This window comes from Streptomyces sp. NPDC093795 (genome assembly GCF_044764665.1).
GTDB lineage: Bacteria > Actinomycetota > Actinomycetes > Streptomycetales > Streptomycetaceae > Streptomyces.
In genome coordinates this window covers 153,316-168,255 of the sequence record NZ_JBIWIO010000012.1, presented here as the reverse complement: position 1 = coordinate 168,255, position 14,940 = coordinate 153,316, and the positions used below count along the sequence as shown (strand labels likewise).

Annotated in this window: 11 protein-coding genes and 2 tRNA genes; 10 read left to right on the top strand and 3 right to left on the bottom strand. The window is 73.1% G+C overall.

Translation table 11 applies throughout. The annotated features are described in order from the left end of the window. Nucleotides 1-271 precede the first annotated feature (271 nt). The 7 genes from ACIRB7_RS28845 (at nt 272) to ACIRB7_RS28815 (ending at nt 7,601) form a co-directional block, all read left to right on the top strand. Complete coding sequence (locus tag ACIRB7_RS28845; protein WP_403604100.1) at nt 272-1,438, top strand: acyl-CoA dehydrogenase family protein; 1,167 nt, start codon at nt 272-274, stop codon at nt 1,436-1,438. Continuing rightward, nucleotides 1,435-2,448 (top strand): bifunctional MaoC family dehydratase N-terminal/OB-fold nucleic acid binding domain-containing protein, encoded by a 1,014-nt coding sequence (locus ACIRB7_RS28840; RefSeq protein WP_403604097.1) that lies wholly within the window; start codon nt 1,435-1,437, stop codon nt 2,446-2,448. Before ACIRB7_RS28845 ends, ACIRB7_RS28840 begins: the two co-directional genes overlap by 4 nt. Before the next feature lies 1 nt (nt 2,449). Continuing rightward, nucleotides 2,450-3,493, top strand: a complete 1,044-nt coding sequence (locus ACIRB7_RS28835; protein ID WP_403604094.1) for an acyl-CoA dehydrogenase family protein — start codon at nt 2,450-2,452, stop codon at nt 3,491-3,493. 34 nt (nt 3,494-3,527) lie between these two features. Beyond that, the gene (locus tag ACIRB7_RS28830; RefSeq protein ID WP_403604091.1) at nt 3,528-3,911 is read left to right on the top strand and encodes a MaoC family dehydratase; all 384 of its coding nucleotides are present in this window, start codon (nt 3,528-3,530) and stop codon (nt 3,909-3,911) included. Continuing rightward, nucleotides 3,908-5,074, top strand: coding sequence for a lipid-transfer protein (locus ACIRB7_RS28825; RefSeq protein WP_403604088.1), 1,167 nt, complete (start codon nt 3,908-3,910; stop codon nt 5,072-5,074). Before ACIRB7_RS28830 ends, ACIRB7_RS28825 begins: the two co-directional genes overlap by 4 nt. A gap of 192 nt (nt 5,075-5,266) precedes the next feature. Further along, nucleotides 5,267-5,812, top strand: coding sequence for a SigE family RNA polymerase sigma factor (locus tag ACIRB7_RS28820; RefSeq protein WP_403604085.1), 546 nt, complete (start codon nt 5,267-5,269; stop codon nt 5,810-5,812). Nucleotides 5,813-5,948: 136 nt separating this feature from the next. Further along, nucleotides 5,949-7,601 carry a long-chain fatty acid--CoA ligase gene (locus ACIRB7_RS28815; protein ID WP_403604082.1) on the top strand — a complete coding sequence of 551 codons (1,653 nt, stop codon included), beginning with the start codon at nt 5,949-5,951 and terminating at the stop codon, nt 7,599-7,601. Between the two features lie 55 nt (nt 7,602-7,656). Here ACIRB7_RS28815 and ACIRB7_RS28810 read toward each other — a convergent pair whose 3' ends face one another. Both ACIRB7_RS28810 and ACIRB7_RS28805 read right to left on the bottom strand, forming a co-directional pair. Then, on the bottom strand, nt 7,657-11,514 hold the full coding sequence (locus ACIRB7_RS28810) for a PAS domain-containing protein (RefSeq protein WP_403604079.1): 3,858 nt from the start codon (nt 11,512-11,514) through the stop codon (nt 7,657-7,659). 196 nt (nt 11,515-11,710) lie between these two features. Then, nucleotides 11,711-12,139 (bottom strand): SSI family serine proteinase inhibitor, encoded by a 429-nt coding sequence (locus ACIRB7_RS28805; RefSeq protein ID WP_403604382.1) that lies wholly within the window; start codon nt 12,137-12,139, stop codon nt 11,711-11,713. 398 nt (nt 12,140-12,537) lie between these two features. Here ACIRB7_RS28805 and ACIRB7_RS28800 point away from each other — a divergent pair. From ACIRB7_RS28800 to ACIRB7_RS28790, 3 genes are all read left to right on the top strand, one after another. Further along, a tRNA-Ser gene (locus ACIRB7_RS28800) sits at nt 12,538-12,628 on the top strand. A 211-nt stretch (nt 12,629-12,839) separates the two neighbouring features. Next, a tRNA-Arg gene (locus tag ACIRB7_RS28795) sits at nt 12,840-12,912 on the top strand. Between the two features lie 98 nt (nt 12,913-13,010). Further along, complete coding sequence (locus tag ACIRB7_RS28790; RefSeq protein WP_403604076.1) at nt 13,011-13,655, top strand: signal protein; 645 nt, start codon at nt 13,011-13,013, stop codon at nt 13,653-13,655. 49 nt (nt 13,656-13,704) lie between these two features. On the opposite strand, the gene ACIRB7_RS28785 is transcribed toward ACIRB7_RS28790, so the two are convergent. After that, nucleotides 13,705-14,937: an NAD(P)/FAD-dependent oxidoreductase gene (locus tag ACIRB7_RS28785; RefSeq protein WP_403604073.1), complete on the bottom strand. Its 1,233-nt coding sequence runs from the start codon at nt 14,935-14,937 to the stop codon at nt 13,705-13,707. Nucleotides 14,938-14,940 lie beyond the last annotated feature (3 nt).

Sequence of the window (14,940 nt, the reverse complement as noted above, 5' to 3'; positions counted from 1 at the left end):
AGCACGGCAGCCGGCCCGACGGGGGGCGTGACCGCGGTGTGAACGACGGCCTGTGCGCCGGTACTTCGGTACCGGCGTGCGGGCCGTCGCGCTTTCGTGCGCGGGGGCGCGCAGGGGGTGCGTACGACGGGGCAGGCGGGGGGTGCGTACGGGGCGGGCGGGGGCATGCAGGGGGTGCGCGTGGGACGCGCGGTCGGTCGCCGACCTTGACAGAGGTCCTGAATCTGACGGACAGTCAGAAACCTCAGTCGTCCCACGGGAGGCCGTCGCCGTGCACCTCGCCCCGACCGAGCGGCAGCTGCGGCTGCGCGCCGAACTCCGCGCGTACTTCCGGGACCTGATGCCCGACGGCCCGCCGCCCGCCGCCGACACCGCCGCCCAGCGCCTGCTGCTCCGCCGGATCGGTGCCGACGGGTTTCTCGGCCTCGGGTGGCCCGAGGAGTACGGCGGGCAGGGCCGGGGCCCCGACGAGCAGTTCGTCTTCTTCGACGAGGCGTACCGCGCGGGCGCCCCCGTCTCGATGGTCACCCTCAACACCGTCGGCCCCACCCTCATGACCTACGGGACCGAGGAGCAGAAGGCCTTCTTCCTCCCCCGGATCCTGCGTGGCGAGACCGTCTTCGCCATCGGGTACAGCGAACCCGAGGCCGGCACGGACCTCGCCTCCCTCCGGACGCGGGCCGTCCGCGACGGGGACTCCTGGCTGATCGACGGCCAGAAGATCTTCACCTCCAACGCCCAGAACGCCGACTGGATCTGGCTCGCCTGCCGCACCGATCCCGACGCGCCCCCGCACCGGGGCATCTCGATCGTCCTCGTCCCCACCGACGCCCCGGGCTTCTCCTGGACCCCGATCGCGACCGTGGGCGGCCTGACGACCACGGCCACCTACTACGACGGGATACGGGTGCCCGCCGGCAACCTGGTCGGGCCCGAGCACGGCGGCTGGGGGCTCATCACCAACCAGCTCAACCACGAACGGGTCGCGCTCGCCGCGATCGGCATGCAGGCCGAGGACTTCTTCGCAGCGGTGCTCGACCGGGCCCGCATCCCCGATCCGGTGACGGGCAGGCGCCGGGTTGACGAGCCGTGGATTCGGATCCGGGCCGCCGAAGCACATGCCCGACTGGCGGCGACACGCCTGCTCAACTGGCGTTTGGTGGGTGATGTGGGGGCGGGCCGGCTGGCCCCGGGGGACGCGAGCGGCGTGAAGTTCATGGGAACCGAATCGGCGGTGGAGGTGTATCGAATATGTCAGGAGATCGCGGGCGGGGCGGGGACGGTGCGAGCGGGATCGCCGGGGGAGTTCGACGGCGGTGAGCTGGAGCGCATGAACCGGGCCGCGCAGATCAACACCTTCGGGGGAGGGGTGAGCGAGGTGCAGCGCGAGATCGTCGCGAGGATGCGGCTCGGTATGAGGGGGAGGGGTCGGCGATGACCCTGGTGGAGGGACAGAGCGGGGCCGATGCGGCTGGGGCGTCGGAGGTGCCGGAGGTGTCCGACGGGTCGTACGAGCGGCTTCGGGGGTTCGTGGGGCGGGCCGCCGCCACGGCCGGGCTGGGCAAGGATCCGGTGAACCTGCCCATGATCCGGCACTGGTGCGAGGCCATGGGGGACGCCCACCCCGCCTACCGGGGGCCGGAGGCCGTCGCACCGCCGACGATGCTCCAGGCCTGGACGATGGGCGGCCTCTCGGGGCACAGCGGCCGCTCCTCCGCCCACGAGGAACTGTTCGCCCTCCTCGACGGGGCCGGGTACACCGCCGTGGTCGCGACCGACTGCGAGCAGGAGTACCTGCGGCCACTGCGGCCCGGCGACGAGATCACCTTCGACACGGTCATCGAGTCCGTGTCGGCCCGCAAGACCACCAAGCTCGGATCGGGGCACTTCGTCACCACCCGGACGGACGTCCGCGCCTGTGGCGAGCTCGCCGGCACCCACCGCTTCCGCATCCTCAAGTACGCGCCCGCAGCCCGGCCCCCGAAGACGGAACCCGGGCCGGAGCCGGCGCCCAGGGCCGCGTCCGGGGCCGTGCCCAGGTCCGCGTCCAGGCGGCCCCGGCCCGTGGTCAACCGGGACAACGCCGGGTTCTGGGAGGGCGTGGCCGCGCACCGGCTGCTCATCCAGCGCTGCGGCGACTGCGCCGCCCTCCGCTTCCCCTGGCTGCCGGGGTGCGCCGACTGCGGCTCGCGCGAGTGGGACACGGTCGAGGCGAGCGGAGCCGGGACGGTCTTCTCGTACGTGGTGATGCACCACCCGCCCTTCCCGGCCTTCGACCCGCCGTACGCGGTCGGGCTGGTCGAACTCGCCGAGGGCGTGCGGATGGTCAGCAACGTGGTGGGGGTGCCGTACGACAAGGTGCGGATCGGGATGCCGGTGCGGCTGGAGTTCCTGCGGGTCGACGAGGAGCTGGAGCTTCCCGTCTTCCGTGCGGGAGGGGAGGACTGACATGGACTTCACCCCCACCGAGGAGCAGGGGGCCGCTCGGGAGCTGGCCGGCCGGATCTTCGCGGATCTCGCCACCCACGAGCGGCTCAGGGCGGCCGGCACCGGCACCGACGCCGAGCTCTGGAAGGCGCTCTGCGCCGCCGGTCTCCCCGGCGCCGTCGAGGAGACCGGCCTGCTCGGCCTGGTGCTCCTCCTGGAGGAACAGGGGCGTGTGACGGCCCAGGTGCCCTTCGTCGCGAGCGTGGTGTACGGGCTCCTCGGCGTCACCCGGCACGGTACGGACGAGCAGCGGGCCCGGCTCCTGCCGGGCCTCCGCGACGGTACGGCGGTGGTGACAGGAGCGTTCCCGGCGCCCGGCACCGTCACCGCGCGCGACGACGGCGGCGGCACCCGGCGGCTCGTCGGGGCCGTGGACTGGGTGCCGTGGCTGCGGGACGCCACGCATGTCCTCGTGCCGGACGCGGACCGTGCCCTGTGGCTGGTCCGCGTCGAGGACGCGGCCCGCGTCGAGCCGGTCGAGCTCACCGCACCCTGGTCCGCCGCCCGGCTCCTCCTGGACGGGGCGCCGGCGGAGCGACTCGGGGGGTTCGATGCCTACGAGGACGTGCTCGCCGCGGCTCGGATCGCGTTCGCCGGACTTCAGGCGGGGGTCTGCGCGGGTTCGCTGGCCAGAGCCGTGGAGTACACCTCCGTACGGGAGCAGTTCGGCCGCCCGCTCTGCACCCACCAGGCCGTCCAACTCCGGGCCGCCAACGCCCATATGGACACCGAGGCCATCCGGGTCACCGCGTACGAGGCCGCCTGGCGTTTCGACGCGGGCCTGGACGCCGCCGGGGCCGCTCTGACGGCTGCCTGGTGGGCCTCGGAGGCGGGGAAGCGGGTCGTGCACGCCGGGCAGCATCTGCACGGGGGCATGGGGGCGGACCTCGACCACCCCGTCCACCGGCACTTCCTCTGGGGCCGGCAGCTCGACGCCTACCTCGGCTCCGGCACCGAACTCCTCGCCGAACTCGGCGGACTGCTGGCGGAAGGGGACCTGTCATGAGTCTCGGCGGACCGATCGCGGAAGGGGGCCTGTCATGAAGGTCGGGGACGAGTTGCCGCCGCTGACCATCCCGATCACCCGCACCCTGATCGTCGCCGGGGCCGTCGCCTCCCGCGACTACCAGGACGTGCACCACGACGCCGAGCTGGCGCGGGAGAAGGGCTCCCCGGACATCTTCATGAACATCCTCACCACCAACGGCCTCGTCGGCCGGTACATCACCGACCACTTCGGCCCCCGCTCCGTCCTCCGCAAGGTCGCCATCCGGCTCGGCGCCCCCAACCACCCCGGCGACACCATGGTCCTGACCGGCACGGTGACCGAGGTGGACGGAGACACGGCACACGTCCGGGTCGTCGGTGCCAACGGGCTCGGGCACCACGTCACCGGGACGGTCACCGTGGAGGTCCCACGATGAGCCTCCGCACGCGGGACGGACTGGGCGGCCGGGCGGCCGTCGTGGGCATCGGGGCGACCGAGTTCTCCAAGGACTCGGGCCGCAGCGAGCTCTCCCTCGCCGTCGAGGCGGTGCGGGCGGCCCTCGACGACGCCGGCCTCGCCCCCGCCGACGTCGACGGCCTGGTCACCTTCACCATGGACACCAACCCGGAGATCACCGTCGCCCAGGCCTCCGGCATGGGCGAGCTGTCCTTCTTCTCCCGCGTGCACTACGGAGGCGGGGCGGCCTGCGCGACCGTGCAGCAGGCCGCGCTCGCCGTCGCCGCCGGGGTCGCCGAGGTCGTCGTCTGCTACCGGGCGTTCAACGAGCGCTCAGGCCGCCGCTTCGGCTCCGGTGTCCAGCAGCGCGAGCCCTCCGCCGAGGGAGCCGCGCTCGGCTGGCAGCTGCCCTTCGGACTGCTCACCCCGGCCTCCTGGGTCGCGATGGCCGCCCAACGGTACCTGCACACCTACGGCCTGACCCCGGACGCCTTCGGGCACGTCGCCGTCACCGACCGGCGCCACGCCGCCCGTAACCCCGCCGCGTACTTCCACGGGAAGCCGATCACCCTCGCCGACCACGCGGCCTCGCGCTGGATCGTCGAACCGCTCCGGCTCCTCGACTGCTGCCAGGAGACCGACGGCGGCCAGGCGATCGTCGTCACCTCCGTCGAGCGCGCCCGCGACCTGCCGAACCCGCCCGCGGTGATCCTGGCGGCGGCTCAGGGCGCCGGACGGAAACAGGAGGCGATGACCAGCTTCTACCGGGACGGCCTGACCGGGCTCCCGGAGATGGGCGTGGTGGCCCGGCAGCTCTGGCGGACCGCCGGGCTCACCCCGTCCGACATCGACGTGGGCATCCTCTACGACCACTTCACCCCGTTCGTACTCATGCAGCTGGAGGAGTTCGGCTTCTGCGGACCGGGGGAGGCGGCCGACTTCGTCGCGGCCGACGCGCTCCCGCTGAACACGCACGGCGGGCAGCTCGGCGAGGCCTACCTGCACGGCATGAACGGCATAGCGGAGGCGGTACGGCAGGTCCGCGGCACCTCCGTGAACCAGATACCCGGCGCGGAGCGGACCCTGGTCACGGCGGGCACGGGGGTTCCCACGTCCGGGCTGATCCTGGGCACGGACGGCTGAGGCGACGGCCGACCGAGCGGCCCTGGCGGCGGCCGGACCGTCGCCCTCTCCCCAGCCCCGACCCTGAGGTGCCCCCGGGGGGTCTCCACCCAGAGGAGGTGGAGCGGTCCCCACCCCTACAACCTGAGGCGGACTGCGGGTCGGGACCTGGGGCCGATTTCCCGGGTGCCCCTCCCCTCCTAGCGTGGAGTCATGACTCCGCCACCCTCTGGCCCCGTCTGCGCCGGTGCCTCGCAGTTCGCGTCGTACCCGACCTTCTCCTCGTACGTACGGGCGCGGGGGCCCGTGCTCCTGCGCACCGCGCGTTCCCTGACCGCCAACCCCTGCGACGCCGAGGACCTGCTGCAGACCGCGCTGGCCAAGACCTTCGTCGCCTGGGAGCGCATCGAGGACCACCGTGCCCTGGACGGTTACGTCCGCCGCGCGCTGCTGAACACCCGTACGTCCCAGTGGCGCAAGCGCAAGGTCGACGAGTTCGCCTGCGAGGAGCTGCCCGAGCCCGCGGGCCTGCCGGAGCCGGACCCGGCCGAGCGGCAGGTGCTGCACGACGCGATGTGGCGCGCGGTGATGAAGCTTCCGGAGCGGCAGCGCCAGATGGTCGTCCTCAGGTACTACGAGGACCTCAGCGAGGCCCAGACCGCCGAGGTGCTCGGGGTGTCGGTCGGCACGGTGAAGAGCGCGGTGTCCAGGGCGCTCGGCAAACTCCGCGAGGACCCGGAACTGACCCCCGTACGGTAGCGATCGGCGGCCTCCGGCGGCTCCCGCCAGCAATCACTGGCAATTTTGGTACTCCCGGGTAGTGACATACCGCGTGGTATGTGCGCAGAATCTCCACACCCTTTCTGCCACGTAGCGCCCACCGGGAGGACGCCCCGTGTACAGCACCATGCAGGACGTACAGCTGACCGTGAGCCGCATCCTCAAGCACGGGATGACGATTCACGGGAAGTCCACCATCACCACCTGGACGGGCGAGCCCGAGCCGCAGCGCCGCACGTTCGCGGAAGCCGGGGCGCGCGCGCACCAGCTGGCCAACGCCCTGCGCGACGAACTCGGGGTCACCGGCGACCAGCGGATCGCCACCCTGATGTGGAACAACTCGGAGCATGTCGAGGCATACTTCGCGATTCCCTCCATGGGTGCGGTCCTGCACACCCTGAACCTCCGTCTGCCCCCCGAGCAGCTGGTGTGGATCGTCAACCACGCCGCCGACCGGGTCGTGCTCGTCAACGGCTCCCTGCTCCCGCTCCTCGCCCCGCTGCTGCCGCACCTGCCGACGATCGAGCACATCGTGGTCGCGGGCCCCGGGGACCGTTCCGTCCTGGACGGCGCGGCCCCGCGCGTCCACGACTACGAGGAGCTGATCGCCGGCCGTCCGACCACGTACGACTGGCCCGAGCTCGACGAGCGTTCGGCCGCCGCCATGTGCTACACCTCCGGCACCACCGGTGACCCGAAGGGCGTCGTCTACTCCCACCGCTCGATCTACCTGCACTCGATGCAGGTGAACATGGCCGAGTCGATGGGCCTGACCGGCAAGGACACGACCCTCGTCGTCGTGCCGCAGTTCCACGTCAACGCCTGGGGCCTGCCGCACGCCACCTTCATGACCGGCGTCAACATGCTCATGCCGGACCGTTTCCTCCAGCCCGCCCCGCTCGCCGACATGATCGAGCGCGAGAAGCCGAGCCACGCGGCCGCCGTCCCCACCATCTGGCAGGGCCTGCTCGCCGAGGTCACCGCCAACCCCCGCGACCTCTCCTCCATGAAGCAGGTCACCATCGGCGGCGCGGCCTGTCCGCCCTCGCTCATGGAGGCGTACGACCGGCTCGGCGTCCGCCTCTGCCACGCCTGGGGCATGACCGAGACCTCCCCGCTGGGCACGATGGCCCACCCGCCGCACGGCCTGACCGCGGAGGAGGAGTGGCCGTACCGGGTCACGCAGGGCCGCTTCCCGGCCGGCGTCGAGGCGCGTCTGGTCGGCCCCGGCGGCGACCACCTGCCCTGGGACGGCGAGTCGGCAGGTGAGCTGGAGGTGCGTGGCACCTGGATCGCGGGCTCGTACTTCGGCGGCATCGACGCGGAGGCCATCCGGCCGGCCGACAAGTTCAGCGAGGACGGCTGGCTCAAGACCGGCGACGTCGGCGTGATCAGCCCCGACGGCTTCCTCACCCTCACCGACCGCGCCAAGGACGTCATCAAGTCGGGCGGCGAGTGGATCTCCAGCGTCGAGCTGGAGAACGCGCTCATGGCGCACCCGGAGGTCGCCGAGGCCGCCGTCGTCGCCGTGCCGGACGAGAAGTGGGGCGAGCGGCCGCTGGCGACCGTCGTCCTCAAGGAGGGGGCGACGGCGGACTACGAGACGCTGAAGGCCTTCCTCGGCGACGAGGGCGGCATCGCCAGGTGGCAGCTGCCGGAGCGCTGGGCGATCGTGCCGGCGGTGCCGAAGACGAGCGTGGGCAAGTTCGACAAGAAGGTCATCCGCAGGCAGTACGCGGAGGGCGAGCTGGACGTGACCGAGCTGTAGCAGCGCCCGGTGAACGGGTATGGGGAGGGCGAAAGCCCTCCCCATACCCGTTCTTCTAGTTGGTGCCGATCTTCGCGAGCAGGTCGACGATCCGGGCCTGGACCTCGGCGCTGTTCGAACGCTCGGCGAGGAAGAGGACCGTCTCGCCGGAGGACAGCTCCGGCAGCTCCTCGTCGGCGAGGTCGACCGAGGTGTAGACGACGAGCGGGGTGCGGTTGAGCTGGCCGTTCGCCCGCAGCCAGTCGATGATCCCGGCGCGGCGGCGGCGCACCTGCATCAGGTCCATCACCACCAGGTTCGGCCGTGTCTGCGTGGCCAGGGCGACCGCTTCCGTGTCCGTGGCGGCCCGCGCGACCTGCATCCCGCGCCGCTCCAGGGTGGCCGCGAGCGCCTCGGCGATGTCGTCGTGTTCCTCGATCAGCAGGACGCGGGACGGGTGTTGCTCGCTGTCGCGCGGTGCGAGCGCCTTGAGGAGTACGGCCGGATCGGCGCCGTACGCGGCCTCCCGGGTCGCCTGACCGAGACCGGCCGCGAGCAGCACCGGAACCTCGGCGGCGACGGCGGCCTGGCGCAGCGACTGGAGTGCGGTACGGGTGATGGGGCCGGTCAGCGGGTCGACGAAGAGCGCGGCGGGGAAGGCGGCGATCTGGGCGTCGACCTCCTCACGGGAGTGCACGATCACCGGCCGGTAGCCGCGGTCGCTCAGCGCCTGCTGCGTGGAGACGTCGGGCGCGGGCCAGACGAGCAGCCTGCGCGGGTTGTCGAGGGGCTCGGGCGGCAGCTCGTCGTCGACCGGACGCGGGGCGGGCCGGTTGGCGACCTCGACGGCTCCACCGGGGCCGTCGAGCGGTTCGGGGCCCTCGGCGGAACCCTCGGCGGGCGCTCCTATGGCGTACGCGCGGCCTTCGGGGGCGGCGGGGGCGAGCCCGAGCGCGGACTCGGACTGCGGGGACGGTTCCGCCTGCTGCGGGTGCGGCCTGGCCTCGCCCGTGGCGGGTGCGGGGAGCGCGGCGGCCGGGCCGGGCGGGTCGACCTCCGGCGGGGTGGCGAGCTTACGCCGCCGCCCGGAGCCGTTGGAGGGCGCGCCAGGGGCCGCGGGGGCCGCCGGGGTTGAAGGGGCTGTCGTGACCGGAGGCACGACGGGTACGGCGGGTGCTGCCGGTGCCGGGGGAGCGGGAGGTGCTGCCGCGGCGGCCGGAGGGACGAAGGGGACACCCTGCCCGAGGGTGCGGACGCTGAACGCCCGCCCCTGGGTGGAGTCCTTGGGCATGGGCAGTTCGGGCGGCAGCGGAACGGAACCGGTACCGGAACCCGTGCTGTTACGGGGCGTGGCCGGCGGCTGCGGCTGCGGCTGCGGCTGCGGATGGGGCTCCGGCTCCGGCCGCGGAGGCGCGACGGCCCGACGACGCCCGGTCGGTTCGGCCGGGGGCATGGCCGGGGGAACAGCCCCCTGCGGCTGTGCGTGCGGATGCGCATGGGGATGAGGCTGCGGAGGCGTGTGATCAGTGCCCGGGAGACCTCGTACGGCCTCGTGCTGCCCCTCGTCGGAAAGCGGCAGCGGTCCGGCGACCGGCCCGGCCACCGGCTCGGGGCGGTCGGCGTCGGCGGGCGGGAGCGCGAACGGCGTCCGGGGCCCGGCCTCGGCCGCCGCAGCACGCTCCTGAGCGGCGGCCAGCGCACGCCGACGGCGCCCGCTCGGCTGCCCCTCCGCCGCACCCTCACCCGAACCGGAACCCGAACCGGAACCGGAAGCGACAGCCGGCAGGGCACGGGCGGCCAGGGCGGGCGCCCCCGAGGGCTCGACGGGTACGCCCTGCGGCGGCACGGCGGCACCGAGCGCGGCCCGCCCCTGCGCACCTTCGGCGGCGGTCACCACGGACCCCTCGGCGGGCCGACCCCGCCGACGCCCGGTCGGCTCGACGCCGGACCCGGCGGAAGCGCCAGAAGAAGCAGCGGAAACAGAAGAAGCAGGAGGTACAGAAGAAGCAGGAGGCAGAGAGGAAGCCTGAGGTACAGAAGAAGCGGGGACGGAATCGGCGGCCGCGTTCTGCTGGGCCGGGATCAGCTCAGCGGGTCCGGCGGCGGCCTCTCCCGTACGGGCACGGCGGCGCCCGCTGGGTTCCGTACCGCGCTCGGGGACGACCGCGCTCTCCAGGAAGGCGTCGGTGGAGCCGCGCCGGGCCCGTCGCCGCCCTCCACCGGAGGTCTCCATGGAGGAGTCGGCGGCCGGGGGCGTGTAGGGAGCGCCGGCCTGGACGGGCAGCGCGAGGGCCTCACGGCCACCACCGGCCGGGGCCGCGGCCCGCGTCTCGGCCGCGGGGACGGTGCCCCGCCCGGCACCGAGCGGGACTTCGAGGACGTACGCGCCGCCGCTCGTCCCCGGCACCTCGTGGGTCTGCACGACACCGCGGTGCGCCGCCACGATTCCGCGTACGACGGGCCCGTGGACGGGGTCGCCGCCCGCGTACGGGCCGCGGACCTCGATCCGTACGACGTCACCGCGCTGTGCGGCGGCGACGACGACCGTGGAGTCGGCGGATGCGGAGCCCTGGGCGGCGGCACGGTCCTTGCCGGTCGCGTCGACGCCCGCGACGTCCGCGACGAGGTGTGCGAGCGCCGTCGCGAGCCGGGCCGCGTCGATCTCGGCCTCGATGGGCGGGGCGTGCACGGCGAACTGGGCGCGGCCGGGGCCGATCAGCTCGACGGCCCGGTCGATGCCGGTCGCCACGACCCCGTCGAGGAGCGTCACGCGCTTGTCGAGCTGCTCCGCGCCGGAGTCCAGGCGCTGGTAGCCGAGGACGTTGTCGACGAGCGCCGTCATCCGGGCGTACCCGGCGGCCAGGTGGTGCAGGACCTGGTTGGCCTCGGGCCACAGCTGCCCCGCGTCGTCGGCGGCGAGGGCACTCAGCTGGGTGCGCAGCTCCTCCAGGGGACCGCGCAGCGAGTCGGCGAGGACGGCCGTGAGCTGCTCGTGCCGGGCGGCGAGCGCGGCGTACCGCTCCTGCTGCGCCTCCCGTTCCGCCGCGTTCCGCTCGGCGCGGTCGGCGAGTTCGGCGGCGTGCCGTTCGGTGATCTCGGTGAGCTCGGCGGCGTGCTGCTCTTCGAGCTGCTCGTACGGCCTGCGGTCGGTGAAGGTCATGACGGCGCCGACGAGCTGGTCGCCGTCCCGCACCGGTGCGGTCGTCAGGTCGACGGGCACCCGCTCGCCCTTCTTCGACCACAGGGCCTGCCCGCGCACGCGGTGCTTGCGACCCGACTTGAGGGTGTCGGCGAGCGGCGACTCCTCGTACGGGAAGGGCTCGCCGTCGGCGCGCTTGGCGAGGATCAGCGGGTGCAGCTCCTGGCCGCCGAGTTCGCCGGCGCGGTAGCCGAGGATCTGCGCGGCGGCGGGGTTGACCAGGACGACCCGGCCGTCGGTGTCCGTGCCGACGACACCCTCGGCCGCGGCGCGCAGGATCATCTCGGTCTGCCGCTGCGAGCGGGCGAGTTCGGCCTCGGTGTCGAGGGTGCCGGTGAGGTCCCGTACGACCAGCATGAGCAGCTCGTCGCCGGTGTAGCCGCTGTACGAGTCGTAGGCCTCGCGCCCGTCCTCCAGGCTGGCGCTGGTCACCTCGACGGGGAACTCGCCGCCGTCCGTACGGCGGGCGATCATCCGGGTCGGCTTGGTACGGCCCCGCTCGTCGATGCCCTCGGGACGGCGCATGGACCCGGGGATGAGTCGCGAGTCGAAGTCGGGCAGGAGGTCGAGCAGGCCGCGGCCGACGAGTGCGGTGCCGGACGTCTCGAACATGCCGAGGGCGATGGTGTTGGCGTTGACGACCGTGCCGTTGCAGTTGACGAGCACGAGGCCGTCGGGGAGGGCGTCGAGTATGGCTGCGAGGCGAGCAGCGCCTCGGGATGGCCTGCTGCTCACGACGACGCTTCCTCCCTGACGCACTGCACGTGCTTGCCCAACGGCCCTACCGGCCCTGTCGGCCGGCCGGCCCCATCTTGCCCCGCGGGCCGCAGCCTGTCACGGAAGGGAGTCTAAGGGAGCCTCCGGGGGTGCCCCCTGCCTCATCCCCTCCGTATCACCCCACATCCCCCCTCATCGGCTCCTCATCCCCTCCTCATCCCCTGACGAGGGGAAGGACCGGCTCCAGGTTCTCCCAGCGGTCGATCTCGCAGCCGTTCGCCCGGGAGAAGCGGGCGTCGATCGTGCGCCCCTGCCAGGTGCCGGTGATGTGCGCGACGGCGGGCCCGCCGTACATCTGCGTGCAGAGCTGGTCCTTGGGCACCGGCAGGAACGGGTTCCCGCCCGCCTTCGCGAGCTGGTCGAGCCGCTCGCAGGCGTTCTCACGGGCCGGGTGGTTCCCCGCGGCCCGGTCGTCGCACGTCAGCTCGAAGGTGCCGTCGGCGTCCCGGTGGCCGCTCTCGGAGACCGTCACGGTCAGCGTGTCGGTGGACGGCGAGAGCAGGGGCAGTGGCGGCAGCGGGGCGAATCCGGCGGCGCCGGCGGCGGTGGTGGCGAGGGTCGCGAGGGCGAGGCGGCGCAGCATACGGATCTCCAGGAAGCGAGGGTGTACGGCGGGCACGGGCGCGCGCACATGCGTGCCCCGCCCCGTCTAACGCTCCGGGCGCCGGGGCGTTGCGCAACCGGGGTGCGCCGGGTGGGGGGCGCGGGGGGCGTGGACGGGCGCGGGGGTCTCCGTGGGATACGCCCCTCGACCCCCGGAGTGCCTCCGTAGAGGTACGCCCCTACCCCTCCGAGGTGTCTCCGTGGGGTGCGCCCCTCGCCTCCCGGGGGTCGCCGCGGGGGCGTGCTCGCCTCCCCCGGAGATCGCCGTGGGGCTTTGCCCTCGACCCCGGAGGGCTAGTACGGTGAGAATCGATTGGTGACAGCCGGTTCGCCTGTGTCATCATCTGCACGCACCACTCGCGTATGCGCGGGGTGCATGGAGGCGTCGCCTAGTCCGGTCTATGGCGCCGCACTGCTAATGCGGTTTGGGTCTTAAAGCCCATCGAGGGTTCAAATCCCTCCGCCTCCGCCCCTACCGAAGCCCCGGCCCCAGGCCGGGGCTTCGGCCGTTCCCGGCCCAGGGCCCCGACCCGGCCCGGAGCCCTGGGCGGAGCGTTTTCGCAGGTCACAAGGGGTGTGGCCAATGGATTTCACATGGCGGCGGCAGTCATGTAATGTTCTTCCTGTCGCCGCGAGCGGGTCGAAAGACCGGGGAGCGAAGACAAGAAAACAAAAAACAAGCACTCGTAGCTTAACGGATAGAGCATCTGACTACGGATCAGAAGGTTGCAGGTTCGAATCCTGCCGAGTGCACACAGACAAGAGGCCCGGACGAGAGTCCGGGCCTCTTGCGTTGCGTCGTACGGCAGCGAAACCCGACCGGGCGGAGCGTCCGGTCGGGGAGGGGCGACATGAGGTTCGGAGTGGGAAGAGCGGGGCTGGCAGCGGTGGTGCTGGCGGCCGTGGCGGGGTGTGGGGCAGGGGTGGCCCCCGGCCCCGAGGGCGCGGCAGGGCCGGTGACGGCGAGCACCGCACCGGCAGCGGTGAGGGTGGGTCTGCCTTCCGCGGAGCTGCAAGGCCGTTGGTGGTCGTGGGCGGCCTCGGAGCCGTCCGCGACCAACCCCGTCGCCGACGAGGACGGGAGCGCGTGCGGGCGCAATCAACCGCAGGACGTGTGGTTCCTGGCCGGCACCTTCGGCGGTCAGGTCGCGCGCGCGTGCGAGGTCCCCAGCGGGCGGCCCCTCCTTGCGCCCGTCGTCAACTCCTTCGGGGACCCCGAGGACTGTGCGGCTTTCATGACGAGCGCGAAGGGCACCGTGCTCCTCGACGGCAAGGCGGTCGAGCCGGAGTCCTACCCGGGCGATTCGATCGTGGTGCAAGCCCTCGAAGGCAACCCGGTCACCGGAGAGGCGGGGCGCTTCGCGGCCACCGGGTGCGGCCTGTGGGTGCAGTTGCCGCCCCTGGCTCCAGGAGCGCATTCACTGAAGATCCGCGGAAGCGCGGGCGACTTCTCGACCGGTGTGGACTACGCGTTGACTGTCGTCGCCGGGAGGTAGACGGGCCCCCGCGCTTTCGCAGGCGGGCCCGTCGGGCTCTTCGAGCGCGTCACGCCGGTACCTGGATGGTCGGGGTCGGCTGGGGCTGCTGGGGCAGGATGTGGCGGCGGCGGGTCGGGAGGCCGAGGGTCGGCTTGGTGAGACCCCAGGCCGCGCCCTTGCAGACCAGTTCCTTGTAGGTGGCGGCGAGTCGGCCCGTCAGGGCCGTGCTGACGGCGCGGTCGTCGGCGGTGACGTACTGGATGAGGCCGTCGCGGCGGCCGAGCGAGATGCACTGGTTGAAGTAGCGGGGCGAGATCGTCGGGATCTTTCCGCCGGTCAGGCGGGCCGCGATGGCGTCGGCGGCCTGCCAGGCCATGGGGCCGCCCGTGGCGCACGACATCCGCAGCGGCTTCTCGCCCGGGCCCAGCGCCATGGCGGAGTCGCCGACGGCGTACACGTCGGGGTGCGAGACCGAGCGCATCGTCCGGTCGACCACGATCTGGCCGGCGTCCGTGAGCTCCAGGGTGGTGGCCCGCGCGAGGGAGTGCGCCGCGAAGCCGGTGGTCCAGACGGTGACCGCGGCCGGGAGGGACGTGCCGTCGGCGGTCGTGACGTGGTCGGCCGCCACGGCGGTGACGGCGGTCTGCTCGTACACGGTGATGCCGAGCCCGTCGACGACCTTCCGCAGATGCCCGCGGCCCTTCGGCGAGAGCCAGTCGCCGAGGCCGCCGCGGACGACGAGGGCGACGTCGAGGTCCGGCCGGGCCTCCGCGATCTCGGTCACGGCCTCCAGGCCGGTCAGGCCGCCGCCGACCACGACGACGGGCTGTCCGGCGTCCAGCCGGGCCAGGCGCTCGCGCAGCCGCAGCGCGCCGGGGCGGCCGGCGATGTCGTGGGCGTGCTCGGCGGTGCCGGGGACGCCCTGGCTGTTCCAGCCGCTGCCGAGGGCGTACACGAGGGTGTCGTAGGGGAGTTCCTCCGTCCGGCCGGCTCCGGCGGCTTCTCCGGTGCCGTTCGCGTCCACGGCCGCCGTGACGGTGACCGTCTTGCGGTCGGCGTCCACGGCGGTGACCTTCGCGAGCTTCAGTTCGACACCCGTGCCCGCGAACAGCTCGCTGATCGGCCGGGGCCTCAGGTCCTGGCCCACCGCCAGCTGGTGCATCCGGACGCGCTCGACGAAGTCGGGCTCGGCGTTGACGAGGGTGAGGGCGATGTCCTCGCGGTGCAGCCGCTTGGCGATGCGCCCGGCAGCGGTGACTCCGGCGTATCCGGCTCCGAGGACGATGATGCGGTGCTGCATGTC